Source organism: Mesorhizobium sp. WSM4807 (assembly GCF_055811615.1).
Window position 1 is genome coordinate 473,025 of the sequence record NZ_JBVVQY010000001.1, and the last position, 16,158, is coordinate 489,182.

The following is a 16,158-nucleotide window of genomic DNA, read 5'->3' on the forward strand; positions in this document are numbered from 1 at the left end:
GTCGATCATGTTTGGTAAAAGAGGCAGCGACGACGGCAGCCGGTTCACCCCGGAATTCCGTCAGCCGGCACCTGCGCCTGCCACGCCGGCGGCGGCAAACTCTGCAGAATCGTCGGTTCTTGCCAAGCCCGCACCGCCGACGTCGCTTGGCGCGTTTGCTGCGCCGCCTGCACGCCGTGCGGTCGAGGCACCGCCATTGGCGCCGGAGCCGAAAAAGGTCCAGCGCCAAAAGAGCGAAACCTACTACGATACCAAGAGCCAGGTTTTTTCCGCGCTCATTGACACGATCGACCTGTCGCAGCTCGCCAAGCTCGATCCCGAAAGCGCACGCGAGGAAATCCGCGACATCGTCAACGACATCATCGCGATCAAGAATTTCGCGATGTCGATCGCCGAGCAGGAAGAACTGCTCGAGGACATCTGCAATGACGTGCTGGGTTACGGGCCGCTGGAACCATTGCTCGCCCGCGACGAAATCGCCGACATCATGGTCAATGGTTCCAAGAACGTCTACATCGAGGTCAACGGCAAGGTCGAGCAGACCGGCATCCGTTTCCGCGACAATCAGCAGCTCCTCAACATCTGTCAGCGCATCGTCAGCCAGGTTGGTCGCCGCGTCGATGAATCGAGCCCGATCTGCGACGCACGCCTTCCCGATGGCTCCCGCGTCAACGTCATCGCGCCGCCGCTCGCCATCGACGGCACCGCGCTCACCATCCGCAAGTTCAAGAAGGACAAGCTGACACTCGACCAGCTGGTCAAGTTCGGCGCCATTTCGCCGCACGGCGCCGAGATTCTAAAGATCATTGGACGCGTCCGCTGCAACATCGTCATTTCGGGCGGTACCGGTTCGGGCAAGACCACGCTGCTCAACTGCCTGACCAATTACATCGACCGCGAGGAGCGCGTCATCACCTGTGAGGACTCGGCCGAGCTGCAACTGCAGCAGCCGCATGTCGTACGTCTGGAAACCCGCCCGCCCAACCTCGAGGGTGAGGGCGAGGTGACCATGCGCGACCTGGTCAAGAACTGCCTGCGCATGCGGCCCGAGCGCATCATCGTCGGCGAAGTGCGCGGACCTGAGGTGTTCGATCTTCTGCAGGCGATGAACACCGGTCACGACGGCTCGATGGGCACGATCCACTCGAACAGCCCGCGCGAATGCCTGAACCGTATCGAATCGATGATCGCGATGGGCGGCTTTACGCTTCCGCAGAAAACCGTCCGTGAAATCGTCGTCGGTTCCGTGGACGTGATCATTCAGGCCGCACGCCTGCGCGACGGATCGCGGCGCATCACCCACATCACCGAGGTGATTGGAATGGAGGGCGACGTCATCATCACGCAGGACATCGTCCTCTACAACATAAAGGGCGAGGACGTGAATGGCAGGCTGCTGGGTGAGCACGTGTCGACAGGTATTGGGCGCCCGCATTTCTGGGACCGCGCCCGCTACTATGGCGAGGAACAGCGCCTCGCCAACGCGCTCGAAGCGATGGAGAAACGCGCTGACTGATGCATTTGGAGGCGTAGGGGCCAAGATCGATGTTCGGGATTGACGGCACCGTATTGGCATTCATCGTGCTCGCCGGCTTCAGCGCCGGCGCGGTGGCCTATGCTTTTCTGTTCAACCAGATCAGCACCGAGAAGCAAGTCGGCAGGCGGCTTGAAACGATCAAGACCGCCGAGACGGATGGCGCCGTCGTCAAGGCCTCGCGCGATCGCGTGGCGGAAGCGGCCAAGCGGCGCAAATCGGTTCAGGATTCACTGAAGGACCTCGAACAGAAGCAAAAAACCAACCAGAGTGTCGTCAAAAAGCCGCCACTGAAGGCCCAGATTCGCCAGGCGGGCATGAAGATGTCGCTTGAGCGCTTCTATCTCTACTCGGCGGTTTGCGGCGTCGTCCTGACGTTTCTTGCCTATTTTACCGGCGCGCCGCTTTATGTCTTGCCCGGTGCGCTGCTGGTCGGCGTCCTCGGCCTGCCACGCTGGTTCGTCTCGTTTTGCCGCGCCCGCCGGGTGAAGGCGTTCCTCAACGAATTTCCGAACGCGCTCGACATCATCGTGCGTGCAGTCAAATCCGGCCTGCCGCTGAACGACGCCGTCCGCCTGATCGCCAACGAAGCCCCTGAACCGGTCAAGACCGAGTTCCGCCGCATCGTCGATTCGCAGCAGATGGGGCTGTCGATCCCCGACGCCAGCATGCGTATGGCCGAAACGATGCCGTGCACGGAAGCGAGCTTCTTCGGCATCGTCATCCAGATCCAGTCCCAGGCCGGCGGCAATCTTTCCGAGGCGCTGGGCAATCTTTCGCGCGTGCTTCGCGACCGCAAGAAAATGAAGGCCAAGGTCCAGGCGCTGTCCATGGAAGCGAAGGCGTCCGCCGTGATCATCGGCGCGTTGCCGTTCGTTGTCGCCTTTCTCGTCTACCTGACAAGCCCGAACTACATCATGCCTCTGTTCACCACCAGCGTCGGCAATCTGATCCTCGGCTGCTCGGCGGCCTGGATGTCGATCGGCATCCTGGTGATGCGCAAGATGATGAACTTCGAAGTTTAGGATTTCGAGCGTATGACTGAGAACGTCGTCAAGACCCTTACCGACCCGGCGTTCCTGATTGCCTTGCTGGTCGGCATCGCGGTATTTGCGACCGTCTTCACGCTGCTGCCTGCTTTTGGCGGAAACCAACTCAAGGCGCGCATGAAATCCGTGGCGCTGGAGCGCGACGAATTGCGCGCCAAGCAGCGTGCGCGGCTTGCCGTCGAGGCCGATCGCCGCCGCAAGGGCCTGCGCGAGGAACAGTCGATAGGCATGCGCAATATTGTCGATCGGCTGGACCTGAGGCGCGCCTTGGCCGATGAAGGCACCTTGCAGAAACTCAAGGTGGCTGGCTTTCGCGGGCAGAATCCGCTGACGCGTTTCCTTTTCTTCCGTCTGGTCCTGCCCTTTGTCGGCTTTGCCCTGGCAGCGATGTATCTGTTCGTGCTCGGGGGTTTGCCGGAGCAGCCGCCTCTCATCAAATTGTTCGTGTGTATCGTCGTCGCCTATGCCGGTTTTTACGCGCCGGTGCTCTATGTCAACAACCGCGCCACCAAGCGCAAGCAATCGATCCAGATGGCGTGGCCGGACGCGCTCGATCTGATGCTGATCTGCGTCGAATCCGGCATGTCGGTGGAGGCGGCGTTTCGCAAGGTCGCGGACGAGATCGGCACGCAATCGGTGGCACTTGCCGAAGAGTTCATCCTGACCAATGCCGAGCTTTCCTACTTGCAGGAACGCAAGCAGGCTTACGAAAACCTTGCAAGCCGCACCGGCCTGGAATCGGTTAAGTCGGTGTCGCAGGCGCTGGTCCAGGCCGAGCGCTACGGCACGCCGGTGGCGCACGCGCTGCGCGTGCTTGCCGGCGAAAGCCGCGACATGCGCATGAACGCTGCCGAGAAGAAGGCCGCGGCCTTGCCGCCGAAGCTCACCGTGCCAATGATTCTGTTCTTCCTGCCGGTGCTGTTCGCCATCATCCTGGGCCCCGCCGGCATCCAGGTGAGCCAGCGCGGCATCTTCGGCGACCAGCCGACATCGAGCAGCCAATAGCCAAGGCGACAATACATGCGAAAGCCGCGATGCTGATGCACCGCGGCTTTGTATTTCCGGCATGTGATGAATTGAGGGAACTGGCCGGTTCGAAGCAAGGCCGGCGTAGTTAGTTGGTGGCAGGCTTTGCCTTGTCCTGGTCCTTGAGCTGGCTCCAGGCGTTCTGCTGGGCGAGCATCTGGCGAAGGTAAGCTACGTTCGCCTGCGCCTGGTCGGGCGAGAGCTCCTGCGAGGCGATTTTCTCGGCCTCGTCGAAGCGGCCCTGCAGGCCGACGACCAACGCCAGGTTCTGGCGGACGCGGCTGTCGGCGTTCGGCTGCTGGGCGGCCGAGCGCATATAGGTTTCGGCCGTGCGCAGATCACCTTCCAGCACATAGGACATGCCGAGATTTGAAAGGATCGAAGGTTCGTTCGGCTTGAGGTCAAGCGCCTTGCGGTAATTCTGGCGCGCCTCGTCTCTCTGGCCAAGCTGGTCGAGAATCGCCGCTTCCGCCGACACCAGCTTCCAGTCGGGATATTCCGGTGTCTGCGCGCGGCGCACCGCGTCGAGCGCCGGCTCGAACTGCCCATTGGCGGCCAGTGCCTTGCCATAGGCGGCGAGGACGTCGCGGTCCTTCGGCAGGGCGATCGCCAGTTTGCGCATCACGGCGAGCGATTGGTCGGCGTCTCCATCCATTTGCAGTGCCGCGGCATAATTCGTCGCGATCCGCTTGTCGTTGGGGTTCTTGGCGTAGGACTGACCGAGCGCGATCGTCGCCTTGTGCAACTCGCCGGTCGACATGGTTTCCAAGGGTTTGCCGCTGGTGCGTCCGATCGAGCCGGTTGTCAACTTGCTGGTCCCGCAGCCTGCAACGCTTGCAGCGAGCGCTATTATGAGCGCCGTGGTGATCAGCCGCTTCCCCGTGGCGTTCGTCATGCGGTTGGTCGGCATCTGCACCAGGGCCTCCATTCGTGTACGTGGCCATTGCATGGCCATCTTCCCTCCCGCAGAAATATTCTGTTAACCCTAACGGACAGTTAAAAAAGCGCCGACTCAGAACCCGGAGGCCATCGAATGCCAGTCGAACTCATCGAGGGAAAACTGAAGACCACGCTGCCGGTTCACCTGGTGGCGAAGGATAGACTGGATTCAGCGGGCCTTGCCTCGTCCTCGCTCGCCTGGGCCAAGGCCAACGGCTTTTCCGGTGAGGCCGGCAGGACGCTGATTGTACCCGACGAAAACGGCGCGCTTGCCGGCGCCCTGTTCGGCACGGGCGATGGCGAAGGCGCGCTTGCCATCGGTGCGCTGGCGAGAGCCTTGCCCGAAGGCGACTGGCATTTCGCCTCGGCACCCGCCGAACCGGAATTGGTGGCCGTCGCACTGGCGCTCGGCGGCTATGTCTTCACCCGCTACGGCAAAAAACCCGGCAAGGCGCTGCGTTTTTCGCTGCCGTCCGGCGCCGATGCGGCGCGTGTTCGACGAACTGCCGAAGGTGTCTTCCTGACGCGCGATCTGGTCAACACGCCGACCAGCGACATGGGACCTGAACAGCTGGAGCAAGCGGTGCGGACGCTGGCCAGGACGTACAAGGCCGAAGTGTCGGTGACCAAGGGCGACGATCTGCTCAAGTACAACTTTCCGATGATCCATGCCGTCGGCCGCGCTTCCGTCGGTGCGCCGCGGCTGATCGACATGACATGGGGACCGAAGAACGCCCCGAAGGTGACGCTGGTCGGCAAGGGCGTCTGCTTCGACACCGGTGGCCTCGACATCAAGCCGTCCTCGGGCATGCTCCTGATGAAGAAGGACATGGGTGGCGCGGCCAACGTATTGGGCCTCGCTTCGATGATCATGGCCGCCGGGCTGAAAGTCCGGCTGCGTGTGCTGATCCCGGCGGTCGAGAATTCGATCGCCGGCAACGCCTTCCGGCCCGGCGACGTGCTGGTGAGCCGCAAGGGCATCACCGTCGAGATCGGCAACACCGACGCCGAGGGACGGCTGGTGCTGGCGGACGCTTTGGCGCTGGCAGACGACGACGAGCCGCAGCTGCTGATCGACATGGCGACCTTGACCGGGGCTGCGCGCGTCGCGCTCGGCCCCGATCTGCCGCCTTTCTACACCGGCGATGAAGCGCTGGCGTCCGACCTGACGGCGGCCTCTGTCGCAGTCGAGGATCCTCTGTGGCGCATGCCGCTGTGGAAACCCTATGACGCAAAGTTGTCGTCGAAGATCGCCGACATCAACAATGTCACGTCAGACGGTTTCGCCGGCTCGATCACTGCGGCGCTATTCCTGAAGCGCTTCGTTGAGAGGGCCGCCGCTTGGGCGCATTTTGACATCTTCGCCTGGAATCCGTCCGATCGTCCGTACGGTCTCGTCGGCGGCGAGGCGCAAGGCATCCGCGCGCTCGAAAGGGTCATCTCGAAACGCTACGCTTGACGCTAGCGGTCCGACAGGAAGGTATCGAGACTGAAACGGAACCGAAACAATTTTCCGCCATGCTGGCCGGATGTCGATTTCGATGCGCCCGAGCCAGGCCTTGCGACTGTGGCAGCAGGTGATGCTGTCTCAGGTGCGCGACGACGCACCGGACCTCACCATGCGCCAGACAGCGATCCTGTTCACCATCTATCTCGATCCGCCGCCGCACACGGTGCGCGGGCTCGCCGCCCGCCTCAATGTCACCAAGCCGGTGATCACCCGCGCGCTCGACACAATGGGCGCGATGAAGCTGGTGTCGCGCCATCGCGATGAACTCGACAAGCGCAACGTGCTGGTCAAGCGAACCGTAGAAGGTGCTCTCTTTGTCGAGCGCTTCGGCGATGTTATCATCGCCAGAGCCCAGGAATTGCCCATCTGACCGAAACGCCCTTCTGAACGAGTTGCCGATTTGACCGCCAGGGATGCCCGCCTTCACGCCTTCCGTTCCGATCTCGCCGATGCCAGGCTGAAAGGCGAGGTCGCCGCCGATCGCTTTGTCGCCGGGCGGCCAGCGCGGGTTTCAGCCGCAGTGGCCGATATCCGCAAGGCGCCGCGGCCGGATGCCGGCGTCAACACGCAAGCCCTGTTCGGCGACGATGTCCTCGTCTTCGAAGACGCTGAGGGCTGGGCCTGGATCCAGGCCGAACGCGACGGCTATGTCGGCTATGTCGCCGACACCGTGCTAAGCGCGCGGGACCATGCGCCAACCCATATCGTCTCCGTGCCGCGCACTTTCCTCTATCCCGGACCGGATTTGCGGCTTCCGCTGAGCGGGCACCTGTCGATGGGATCGGCGGTGACGGTGGCGGGCGCGACAGAAACGCGCGGCACGCACTATGCGCTGCTGCCGTCCGGCGAGGCGCTCATATCGGGTCATTTGCGGCCGTTGAACGAACCAGCCGCTGACTATGTCGCGGTCGCGGAGGCTTTTCTCGGCACGCCCTATCTGTGGGGCGGCGCCACCGGCTTCGGCATCGATTGCTCCGGCCTCGTGCAACTGGCGATGCACATGGCCGGCAGGCAAGTGCTGCGCGATTCCGACATGCAGGCGGCGACCATAGGTGAGCCGCTCGACCCGGGTCCGGACTTTGCCGGGTTGCGGCGCGGCGACCTGGTGTTCTGGAAAGGCCATGTCGCTGTCATGACCGACCCAGAAACGATGATCCATGCGAACGGCCACACCATGCTGGTCTCGCGTGAAGGGTTCAAGGACGCTGTCGCCCGCATCGGCTACCTCTATGGCGGCCCGACAGGGTTTCGCCGGCCGTAGCGCCACAGCGGCCCTTCTCAAGCGAGGGGCAGGCGCTTCGATCACCTTTTGTTCTGATTCTTCTTGGCGATTGCGCGCCGCCGCGCTACCTCTGGCAGGTGACAGAGCAGCCGCGCCTTGCCGATCAGAATGCCGCCGTGCACTTGCCCGAGCCATTCCTCAAATGGTTCGCGGAAAAAGGTTGGTCGCCGCGCGCCCATCAGATCGAGCTGCTGGCAAGGGCCCGGGCCGGGCAGTCGGTTTTGCTGATCGCGCCGACCGGCGCCGGCAAGACGCTGGCCGGATTCTTGCCCTCGTTGACCGAGCTGGCAGGCCGGCCAAGGAGAAGGCCGGGACAGGCTCATCGCGGCATCCATACGCTCTATATCTCGCCGCTGAAGGCGCTGGCCGTCGATATCGAGCGCAATCTCGGCAGGCCGGTGGAAGAAATCGGCCTGTCGGTTACCATCGAGACTCGCACCGGCGACACGCCGGCGCACAAGCGCCAGCGGCAAAAGCTGGTGCCGCCCGACATTCTCCTGACCACGCCCGAGCAGCTGGCGCTGCTGATTGCGGCGCCCGACGCCAGGCGCTTCTTCGAGGACCTGCACTATGTCGTGCTCGATGAACTGCATTCACTGGTGACGTCGAAACGCGGGCATCTTCTGGCGCTCGGGCTGGCGCGGCTGCGCAGCTTCGTACCCGGCCTGCAGACGATCGGCCTGTCGGCAACGGTCGCCGAGCCCGACGACTTGCGCCGTTGGCTGGTAAGCCAGAATCCACCCAGCGCGATGGCAGGTCTGATCACCGTTGCCGGCGGCGCCAAGCCCGACATCTCCATCCTCGATTCAGAACAGCACGTGCCGTGGTCCGGACACTCGGCCCGCTACGCCATTCCCGAAATCTACGAGGCGATCCAGCGCCATCGCACGACGCTCCTGTTCGTCAACACACGCAGCCAGGCAGAGCTGCTGTTCCAGGAGCTGTGGCGGGCAAACGAGGACTCGCTGCCGATCGCCCTGCATCACGGCTCGCTCGATGTCGGTCAGCGCCGGCGGGTCGAAAAGGCGATGGGCGAGAATGCACTGCGCGCCATCGTCGCCACTTCTACGCTTGATCTCGGTATCGACTGGGGCGACGTCGATCTGGTCGTGCATGTCGGCGCGCCGAAGGGCGCGAGCCGGCTGGCGCAGCGTATCGGCCGCGCCAACCACCGCATGGACGAGCCGTCCAAGGCGATCCTGATCCCGGCCAACCGCTTCGAGGTGCTGGAATGCCGGGCGGCGCTCGACGCCAACTATCTCGGCGCCCAGGACACGCCGCCGCTTGTCAATGGCGGGCTCGACGTGCTGTCGCAGCACGTGCTGGGCAGCGCCTGCGCGGCACCCTTTGACGCCGACTTTTTATTCGAGGAGGTGCGCGGTGCCGCGCCCTATGCCGAGCTGGAGCGCGCAACCTTCGACCGTGTCATCGATTTCGTCGCCACCGGGGGCTACGCGCTCAAGAGTTACGATCGCTACGCTCGCATCCGAAAGACAAGCGGTGGGCTGTGGCGCGTCTCGCATCCGCGCATCGCCCAGCAGTACCGGCTGAATGTCGGCACCATCGTCGAGATGCCGGAGCTGAATGTGCGCTATGTCAGGCAAGGGCGTGGCCTTGCCGGCCGCGGCGGGCCGGTGCTCGGCAAGATCGAGGAGTATTTCGCCGAGACGCTGCGCCCCGGCGACAATTTCATGTTCGGCGGCAAGGTGCTGCGCTTCGAGGGCATTCGTGAGAACGAGTGCATCGTCTCCAATGGCGCCGGCGCCCGCATCATCGTACCGTCCTATGCCGGCGGAAAGTTCCCGCTGTCGACCTATCTCGCCGACCAGGTGCGCGGCATGCTGGCCGATTCCAATCGCTGGCAGGCGCTGCCCGAACAGGTCGCCGACTGGCTGAGGTTGCAGAAGGAAAAATCGGTGCTGCCGAAGCGCGGTGACCTGCTGGTCGAGACCTTTCCGCGCGGCAACCGGCACTACATGATCGCCTATCCGTTCGAAGGCCGGCTCGCGCACCAGACGCTCGGCATGCTGCTGACGCGGCGGCTGGAGCGGGCAGGCGCGCGGCCGCTCGGCTTTGTCGCCACCGACTATTCGCTGGCCGTCTGGGCGCTGGATGACATGGCCTCGCTTTTCAAGGCAAAGAAGCCTTCTCTGACTGCCCTGCTCGATGAAGACATGCTGGGCGACGATCTCGAAGCCTGGCTGAACGACAGCTGGATGCTGAAGCGCACCTTCCGCACCTGCGCTGTAATCGCCGGACTGATCGAGAAGCGTTTCCCAGGGCAGGAGAAGAGCGGGCGGCAAGTGACGGTGTCGGCCGACCTGATCTACGACGTGCTGCGCAGTCACGAACCGGACCATATACTGCTGCAGGCGACGCGGACGGATGCGTCGGCCGGCCTGCTCGATGTCAGCAGACTTGCCGAGATGCTCTCGCGTGTCCGCGGTCGAATCGTGCATAAGCATCTTGAGCAGATTTCGCCGTTGGCCGTGCCGATCATGCTGGAGATCGGCAAGGAATCGGTGAATGGCGGCGCCAACGAGACGCTGCTGATGGAGGCGGCGGATCTGGTCGAGGAGGCCATGGGTCCAGGAATGAGCTTGGTTTGATATGAATTTCGCGGCGAGGGCATCGGCATTCGCGGAGGCCGACCGGGTCGGCATCGCTGATGAGCGCGCGGTCTGTGATCCGCGCGGCGTGCTCTATTTCCCGGAGCTTCGGCTTCTGGCGGTGTCGGACCTGCATCTGGAAAAGGGCTCGTCCCTGGCACGACGCGGCGCGCTGATCCCGCCTTACGATACGGGCGCGACTTTGCTCCGATTGCAGGCAGTGATTGCCGATTATCAGCCGGCGATCGTCATCAGCCTCGGCGACAGCTTTCATGATGGCGGCGGCGCCGAGCGCATGCATTCGAGCTTTCGCGAACGGTTGGAAGGGCTGATGGCTGGCCGCGACTGGTTCTGGGTCGCCGGCAATCACGACCCGGATGCGCCAGCCGACCTGCCCGGCGAGACGGTGCGCGAGCTGGCCGTAGGCTCTCTCGTATTCCGGCACGAGCCTTCGGCGGTGAGGGTGGAGGGCGAGGTCGCCGGCCATCTGCACCCTTGCGCCCGCATCGTGCAGCGCGGCCGCTCGGTGCGGCGGCGCTGCTTTGCCGGTGACGGCGGCCGCATGATCATGCCGGCCTTCGGCGCCTATACCGGCTCGCTTAATGTGCTCGACCGCGCCTATGCCGGGCTGTTCCGCCGCGAAACGCTGATGGCCTATATGCTCGGCGCTGAGCGCATCTTCGCGATTTCCCACGCGATGCTGCGGCCAGGCTGAGCTGGTCTACCTGCCGTAGTAGAGGGTAACGGTGTGCTTGGCTTCGGCGAAGAACAGCCAGCGTTCGACCAGCATGCCGGCGAATTGGACGATTGCTGCTATTGCCGACAGCACCGCCGCATAGGGCCATGGCAAGGCGAACGCGGCAATCAGCAGCAAGACGGGCGCGGCGAAGGCCAGCACTTGCGTGATCTGGCGCAGCCGCGCCTTGTGCTTGCGCGCGACGCGAAAGCCCATCTCCTTGAGCAGATAGTTTTCCTCGGTGTGCGGCCATTCCAGCGACCGCACCGTACCGCCGGCAAGCCCGGTCGCGGTGTTGGCGTTGGTCGGGATTTCCAGCCCGTCATTGTATCGCCAGGTTGCCAGCTTCCAGCCCCAGCCGAGCAACGTCAGCAGCACGCAAGCTGCCAGAAGGATGGTCGAGCCGAGGGCGAAACCCTGCAGCAGCGCGTTGAGAAGCACGCTGCCGCTCATCGCTGAAAAGATCAGATAGCCGGGCAGAGTGAAGCGGCTGTGCCACTGGGCGATCGGCTTCAGCGATGCATAGATCATGCCGGTGGTGCAGACGGTGGCGACCGCGCCGACCGCAGCCAGCAGCCCGGCGACGGCCACCCAGCCGTTTGTGCGGCCGAGGAACACCCAGCCGATGGCGAACAGTCCCGCCGGCACGAAGGTCGCGACCGACGCAATGCCTTCGCGTGACAGCCACGAACTGCGCCATTGCGAGAATGCCCGCCAGGCACGTTCGGGCCGGCCGAGATGGCGGGCCGACGACAACAGGCCGGCCGAGATCAGGCCGAACGCCAGGCCCATGCCGACGACGCCGAGCCAGAAATCGGGCGGGACGAACCCCAGACCGGCCAGCACGCCGAGCAGCGCAAGCAGGCCGTAACCGGCGCCGGTGGCGGTGGTGAAAAAGACGACGGAGAAGGCTGGATGCATGGAGGCGCTGGTCAGTGCGAAAGCATGCGGTCGACCCAGCCGAGGAAACCGCCTTCGGCCCGCACCGGTTCGAGCGCCAGCGCCGGCACCGATGCCGCACGCTGCGTGTGGGCGCGCGGCGGCAAATATTTGTTGGTCGGGTGATAGCCGAGTTCGGGCATCAGGTCGACACCGCCGCGCTCGGCCACCAGTTGCGAGATCGCCGACGCCGGGTCGCCGAGATCGCCAAAATGCCGCGCGCTGGTTGGACAGGCGGCGACGCAGGCCGGCACCCGATCTTCTTCAGCCAGATTGTCGTTATAGATGCGGTCGACGCACAACGTACATTTCTTCATCACGCCGACATCGGTGTCGAATTCGCGGGCGCCATAGGGGCAGGCCCAGCTGCACAATTTGCAGCCGATGCACTTGTCCTCGTCGACCAGCACGATGCCGTCCGAGGCTCGTTTGTAGGAGGCTCCGGTCGGGCAGACGGTGACGCAGGCCGGCGTCTCGCAATGCAGGCAGGAGCGTGGGAAATTGACCGTGCGCCCGCCCATCTCCGTGATGTGCTCATAGCTGTGCACGCGGTTGAACCAGACCCCGTCGGCATCGCCGCCGTAGGGATCGATGTCGGTCAGCGGCGCCATGTGGCCGCCGGTGTTCCATTCTTTGCAGGCGGTAACGCAGGCCTGGCAACCGACGCAGGTGTCAAGGTCGATGACGAGGCCGAGCTTTTTGTCGGTATGGGCGGGGAGACAGGTCATGATCTGGCGGCTTCTCTTTCCCGGCGAAACTCGGCGCCGAAACTGAGCTTGTCGGGCGAGGGTTCGAAATGCGGCGGCTGCCGGAAGCGCTCGAACTGCGGTTCGGTGAAGCCGGCTTCTTCAGCCGCGCATTTGACGATGCGGACACGCAGGTCGAACCATGCCGCCTGGCCGGTGACCGGGTCGGAATTCGAGTAGCGTTTACCATTGGCATCGGCAGAGGTCTGGTCGCCGATAATGTGATTGAGCAGGAAACCGCGGTTGGATTCGGCGGCGTCGTCCTTCAGCCCCCAGCTGCCGCGCCGTTTGCCGATGGCGTTCCAGGTCCAAACCGTATCCGCGTTAACGCCGTCGACCAGCTTGATCTGTCCCTTGACCTTGCCGTTGATGCTCTCGATCCACACCCAGTCATCGTCGACAAGGCCGAGGCCGGCGGCGGTCCGGTTGTGCACGAACAGCCGGTTCTGGCTGGTGATCTGCCTGAGCCAGGCGTTCTGCGAGCCCCAGGAATGATACATGTGCATCGGCCGCTGCGTCAGTGCGTGCAGCGGGTATTTCTCGAGGTCGACAGCCGCCTCCTCGAAGGGCGTGTACCAGAACGGCAGCGGGTCCATATAGGTCTCGATGCGGCTGCGCTCCGCCTCCGGCGGCAGCACCCGCCCATGGCCGCGCGCGGCGAGGCGAAACCGCTGAATCGGTTCCGAATAGAGCTGGAAGACGATCGGCTCGGCTTTCGGGATGAAGCCCATGTTCTCGGCGAAGTCGAGATAGGAGCGGTTGGCCATTTTGTAGTAGCGCTGGTCGTCCGCAAAATCATGGTGCCAGAAGCCGCCATTGTCGATGTAGCGCTGAAGCTGATCAGGATTGGCCTCGCCTTTGCCGATCGAGGTTCCGTCCTTGCCGCGCCAGCCGGCGAGCGGGCCGATGCCCGGCGTGCGCTCATGATTGACGATGTAATCGGCATAGTCGCGGTATTTGGCCGAGCCGTCGTCGTCGACGAAGCCGGGCAGGCCGAGGCGCGCGCCGAGCTCGATCAGCACCGTCTGGAACGGCCTGACATCACGATCCGGCTCGACGACGGGATGGCGGATGGCGTCGCCCGGGCCGTCGGCATGGCTGATCGGCCGATCGAGCAGGCTGATGCAGTCGTGACGCTCGAGATAGGTGGTGTCGGGAAGCACGAGATCGGCGAACGGCACGGTCTCGGAATAATAGGCGTCGGAATAGATGATGAAGGGGATCTTGTAGTTTCCGGCCTCGTCGCTGTCGGTCAGCATCGCCATCGTCTCGACGGTGTTCATCGACGAGTTCCAGGCCATGTTGGACATGTACATCATTAGCGTATCGATCCTGTAAGGATCGCCGGCCCAGGCATTACGGATGACCGTGTGCATGAGCCCGTGTGCTGCCAGCGGCGCATCCCAGGAATAGGCCTTGTCGATACGGATCGGCGTGCCGACGTCGTCGACCAGCAGATCGTCCGGGCCGCAGACGAATCCAAGCGGCATGCCTTCGAGCGGCGTCATCGGCCTGACGTCCTTGCCCGCCGGCTTCGGCCCCGGCGGCGCCGACCGCGGATAGGGCGGCTTGAAGCGAAATCCGCCGGGCACGTCCACCGTACCCAGGAGTACTTGGAGCAGGTGGATGGCGCGGCAGCTATGAAACCCGTTCGAATGGGCCGAGATGCCGCGCATCGCGTGCATCGACACCGGCCGGCCCTTGATCGTCTCATGCCGGCGGCCGGCCCAGTCGGTCCACGCCACCGGCAGTTCGATCGCCTGTTCGAAGGCGACATGCGCCAGTTCGGCGGCGGTCCGGCGGATGGTGTCGGCGGGGACGCCGCAGCGTTCGGCGACCGCATCGGGAGAATAGCTCTCCTGCAGATAGCGGTCGGCAACGAGCTGGAAGACCGGAACGCAGCGGCGGCCATCGACCTGGAAGTTGCCGGTCAGCGCCGGCTTTGCGTCGGTATCGGTGACGCTGACGGGCACTTTCGCCACCCTGTCCCAGGCCAGCGGATTGCCGTTACCGTCGCGTGCGAACAGCCCGTCGTCGGCGGCATTCGGCTCCTGGATGACGAGGACATGAGCATTGGTGTAGCGCAGCAAATAATCGAGATCGACGCGGCCGGCCTTCAGCAGTTCATGGATGAGGGCTAACACGAACAGTCCGTCGGTACCGGGCCGGATGCCGATCCAGTCATCGGCAATGGCGTTGTAGCCGGTGCGGCACGGATTGATCGAGACCACCTTGGCGCCGCGCGCCTTGAGCTTGCCGAGACCGATCTTGATCGGATTGGAATCATGGTCCTCGGCAACGCCGAACAGCATGAAGTATCTCGTGTTGTCCCAGTCGGGTTCGCCGAACTCCCAGAACGAACCGCCGATCGTATAGAGCCCGCCGGCCGCCATATTGACCGAGCAGAAGCCGCCATGGGCGGCGAAATTCGGCGTGCCGAACTGGCTCGCCCACCAGCCGGTCAACGATTGCGACTGATCGCGCCCGGTGAAGAAGGCGAGTTTCTTCGGATCGGTCCGGCGGATTTTCGAAAGTCGTTCCGTCGCGATTGAGAAAGCCTCCTCCCACTCGATCTCACGAAATTCTCCCGAGCCGCGCGGACCTGTGCGCAGCAATGGTTTCTTCAACCGGGCCGGACTGTAGTGCTGCATGATGCCGGCACTGCCCTTGCCGCACAGCACGCCGCGATTGACCGGATGGTCCTTGTTGCCGTTGATGTAGCGGACCTTGCCGTCCTTGATGTGGACGTCGATGCCGCACCGGCAGGCGCACATGTAGCAGGTGGTCTTGGCGATGCTGTCGGAGATATCGGGCGAAGTATCGACGCCATCGCCCTCGTCGGGCGCGCGCGTGTCGGCAAGCGACCGTTGGGACGGTGCGGAATTGGCGCCGCGCAGCGGTCCGTGGCTCATGATCTGCTTTTGTGGTCCGAGTATTTGGCTCGCGTTTTCGGCCCGGGGCCGCGCATGTAATGCTCTTCCGGATGATAGCCGTTGCCAGTGAGCCGCCGCCGCAAGCTGCGCGTCCAATGGGAAAACAGGGATTTGAAGCGCCTGATCACTTTCTGCCTTTTGCGGACTGGCCGCGATATTTTTCCAATTTCCTGCAAAAACTTAGAACAAAACGATCGATCTGTCTAACAAGTTGCTCTTGTAATTCCAATCGATTTTCTTTCTTAATTCTCTCATGACCCTGGACCAACTGCGGATCTTCGTTGCTGTCGCCGAACGAGGACACATGACCAAGGCAGCCGAGCTGCTGGGTATTTCCCAATCGGCCGCCTCGGCCGCCATCCGCTCGCTCGAACAGCAGCATGGCGTCCAGCTGTTCAACCGGGTCGGTCGCAACATCGAGCTGGCGCAGACCGGGCGCCGGTTCCTGCCCGAGGCCAAGGCCGTGCTTGAACGGGCGACTGCCGCCCACGACGTGCTGGAGCACGTCTCGCAGACGATCACCGGCAGCCTTTCCATCGCCGCCAGCCAAACCATCGCCAGCTACTGGCTGCCGCGCCGGCTGGCCTCCTTCCACGAGGCCTATCCCGCCGTCAGGCTGAGCGTGACCATCGGCAACACCAGGCAGGTTGAGACCACCGTACTGGACGGTACGGCTGATTTTGGCCTGGTCGAGGGGCGCACCGATTCGGACATATTGCGGCGCGCCAAGGTCGATGTGGATCGCCTGATGCTGGTCGTGGCGCCTTCGCATCCCGAGATCGCTGAAGTCTCGCGCGGGCATCCCGATATCAGCGAACTCCGCTGGATCATCAGGGAGGGCGGGTCGGGCACCCG

The 16,158-nt window shown here is 63.6% G+C and carries 13 protein-coding genes; 9 read left to right on the top strand and 4 right to left on the bottom strand.

Translation table 11 applies throughout. The features are described from left to right. Nucleotides 1-7: 7 nt before the first annotated feature. Genes AC0L3N_RS02220 through AC0L3N_RS02230 form a run of 3 tightly spaced genes read left to right on the top strand, consistent with a single transcriptional unit; the run spans nt 8 to nt 3,588 of the window. Nucleotides 8-1,516, top strand: a complete 1,509-nt coding sequence (locus tag AC0L3N_RS02220; RefSeq protein WP_473545234.1) for a CpaF family protein — start codon at nt 8-10, stop codon at nt 1,514-1,516. Nucleotides 1,517-1,545: 29 nt separating this feature from the next. Then, complete coding sequence (locus tag AC0L3N_RS02225; protein ID WP_473545236.1) at nt 1,546-2,559, top strand: type II secretion system F family protein; 1,014 nt, start codon at nt 1,546-1,548, stop codon at nt 2,557-2,559. A gap of 12 nt (nt 2,560-2,571) precedes the next feature. After that, complete coding sequence (locus AC0L3N_RS02230; RefSeq protein ID WP_123146545.1) at nt 2,572-3,588, top strand: type II secretion system F family protein; 1,017 nt, start codon at nt 2,572-2,574, stop codon at nt 3,586-3,588. Between the two features lie 109 nt (nt 3,589-3,697). Here AC0L3N_RS02230 and AC0L3N_RS02235 read toward each other — a convergent pair whose 3' ends face one another. Then, nucleotides 3,698-4,519, bottom strand: coding sequence for a tetratricopeptide repeat protein (locus tag AC0L3N_RS02235; protein WP_473545293.1), 822 nt, complete (start codon nt 4,517-4,519; stop codon nt 3,698-3,700). Between the two features lie 123 nt (nt 4,520-4,642). Between AC0L3N_RS02235 and AC0L3N_RS02240 the strand changes: the two genes are divergently transcribed. From AC0L3N_RS02240 to pdeM, 5 genes are all read left to right on the top strand, one after another. Then, the gene (locus AC0L3N_RS02240; RefSeq protein ID WP_473545238.1) at nt 4,643-6,007 is read left to right on the top strand and encodes a leucyl aminopeptidase family protein; all 1,365 of its coding nucleotides are present in this window, start codon (nt 4,643-4,645) and stop codon (nt 6,005-6,007) included. A 70-nt stretch (nt 6,008-6,077) separates the two neighbouring features. Beyond that, the gene (locus AC0L3N_RS02245; RefSeq protein ID WP_095493569.1) at nt 6,078-6,428 is read left to right on the top strand and encodes a MarR family winged helix-turn-helix transcriptional regulator; all 351 of its coding nucleotides are present in this window, start codon (nt 6,078-6,080) and stop codon (nt 6,426-6,428) included. Between the two features lie 30 nt (nt 6,429-6,458). After that, complete coding sequence (locus tag AC0L3N_RS02250) at nt 6,459-7,319, top strand: C40 family peptidase (protein WP_473545240.1); 861 nt, start codon at nt 6,459-6,461, stop codon at nt 7,317-7,319. Between the two features lie 98 nt (nt 7,320-7,417). Then, nucleotides 7,418-9,949, top strand: a complete 2,532-nt coding sequence (locus AC0L3N_RS02255) for a ligase-associated DNA damage response DEXH box helicase (protein WP_473545242.1) — start codon at nt 7,418-7,420, stop codon at nt 9,947-9,949. 1 nt (nt 9,950) lies between these two features. Further along, nucleotides 9,951-10,664: a ligase-associated DNA damage response endonuclease PdeM gene (gene pdeM / locus AC0L3N_RS02260; protein ID WP_473483783.1), complete on the top strand. Its 714-nt coding sequence runs from the start codon at nt 9,951-9,953 to the stop codon at nt 10,662-10,664. A 6-nt stretch (nt 10,665-10,670) separates the two neighbouring features. On the opposite strand, the gene AC0L3N_RS02265 is transcribed toward pdeM, so the two are convergent. The 3 genes from AC0L3N_RS02265 to AC0L3N_RS02275 are packed head-to-tail and all read right to left on the bottom strand — an operon-like array spanning nt 10,671 to nt 15,282. Next, on the bottom strand, nt 10,671-11,606 hold the full coding sequence (locus AC0L3N_RS02265) for a dimethyl sulfoxide reductase anchor subunit family protein (protein ID WP_473545244.1): 936 nt from the start codon (nt 11,604-11,606) through the stop codon (nt 10,671-10,673). Nucleotides 11,607-11,617: 11 nt separating this feature from the next. Continuing rightward, nucleotides 11,618-12,352, bottom strand: coding sequence for a 4Fe-4S dicluster domain-containing protein (locus AC0L3N_RS02270; protein WP_473545246.1), 735 nt, complete (start codon nt 12,350-12,352; stop codon nt 11,618-11,620). Further along, nucleotides 12,349-15,282: a molybdopterin oxidoreductase family protein gene (locus AC0L3N_RS02275; RefSeq protein ID WP_473545248.1), complete on the bottom strand. Its 2,934-nt coding sequence runs from the start codon at nt 15,280-15,282 to the stop codon at nt 12,349-12,351. The genes AC0L3N_RS02270 and AC0L3N_RS02275 overlap by 4 nt, the downstream gene beginning before the upstream one ends. Before the next feature lie 274 nt (nt 15,283-15,556). Between AC0L3N_RS02275 and AC0L3N_RS02280 the strand changes: the two genes are divergently transcribed. After that, nucleotides 15,557-16,158, top strand: a 602-nt coding sequence (locus AC0L3N_RS02280) for a LysR family transcriptional regulator (protein WP_473545250.1), incomplete at its 3' end; no start/stop codon positions are given.